The 1,427-nt window shown below is 72.5% G+C and carries 1 protein-coding gene; it reads right to left on the bottom strand.

What is annotated here, in order from left to right; genetic code table 11:
* Positions 1–89 precede the first annotated feature (89 nt).
* Positions 90–1,427 (bottom strand): ABC transporter permease subunit (locus tag AF1_RS32510; RefSeq protein ID WP_067808190.1); only part of this gene is annotated, 1,338 nt, incomplete at its 5' end.

Raw genomic sequence — 1,427 nt, forward strand, 5'->3', positions numbered from 1 at the left:
CCGGGCGGCCAGGCCGCGGCGCGGCGCGCCCGCCGCGCCGCCCGCGCCCTCGGCACCGGAGGGAGCCGGGGCGGTCTTCTCCGCGATGCTCATTTGCGCTCCTGCCGGATTCGCCGGATGTTGAACAGCATGGCGGGCAGCACGAGCACGAACAGCAGCACGGCGATGGCGCTGCCCGCGCCCTGGTCGTTGCCGCCGCCGAACGACACCGTCCACATCTGCAGCGCCAGCACGTTGGCGTTCGGGTCACCGCCGCCGATGATGTAGACGAGGTCGAAGACCTTCAGGACGTTGATGACCAGCGTCACCAGCACCACCATGAGGACGGGCGCGAGCAGCGGGATCGTCACCCGGCGGAACACCTGCCACTCGGTGGCGCCGTCCACCCGGGCCGCCTCCAGCGCGTCGCGCGGGATGGCGGCGAGGCCGGCGGCGATCAGCACCATCGCGAACCCGGACCACACCCACAGGTACGACCCGATGATCGCGGGCGTGATCAGCGTGCCGCCGAGCCACTCCGCGCCCCGGTAGGCGGCGGTGAAGTTGTCCTCGGGCAGCCGGATCGTGTACGTCCCGTCCGGGACCTTCCTCATCGTGAACGTGCCGTCGGCCCCGGTGGTGGCCTTGGCGACCACCTTGCCGTCCTTCACCGCCTCGACCCTGACGCCGGGCAGCCCGGTCTCTCCCGCGTTCGGGACGTTCCGCTGCCCGCCGCCGCCCCTGGTGAAGTCGAACCAGACCGTCCCGGCCAGTTGCCCCGGCTCGGCGGCCGGCGGCTGCGCGGCCGGCGCGGCGTCCTTCGGCAGGTACTGCTGCTGGATCTTCAGCAGCGGGACGAACGCGCTCTGCCCGGCCCGGAAGGACCCGGAGGTGACCACGGCGCCGCCGTCCGCGCGGACGAGCGCGTCCCCGCCGGTGCGGGGCCCGGCGCCCGGGTAGGTCGTGTCCTGCGCGAACGTGTCGTGCAGCGCGACCAGCGCCGCGTTCGCGACGCCCTTGTCGGGGTCCTGCTGGTACACCAGCCGGAAGATCACGCCGGAGGCGAGGAACGAGATCGCCATCGGCATGAACACCACGAGCTTGAACACCGTCGCCCACCGGATCCGCTCGGTCAGGACGGCGAACACCAGCCCGATGACGGTGACCACGGTCGGGGCCACCACCACCCAGATCGCGGTGTTGCGCACCGCGACGAGGTTGTCGTGCCCCTTGAAGACCCCCGTGTAGTTGTCGACGCCGACGAACGAGCCGCCCGAGGCGTCGAAGAAGCTGCGGATCACCGAGTACACGATCGGGTAGACCACGAGGAAGCCGAGCAGCAGCAGCGCCGGCAGCAGAAACGTCATGGCGAGCCACGACGGCGGGGCCGGCCGCTCGCGCCCGCGGCGGGCGCCGGAGCGGGCGGCCGGTACGTCGACGGCGGCGGC

Source organism: Actinomadura formosensis NBRC 14204 (assembly GCF_001552155.1).
Classification (GTDB): Bacteria; Actinomycetota; Actinomycetes; order Streptosporangiales; family Streptosporangiaceae; genus Spirillospora; species Spirillospora formosensis.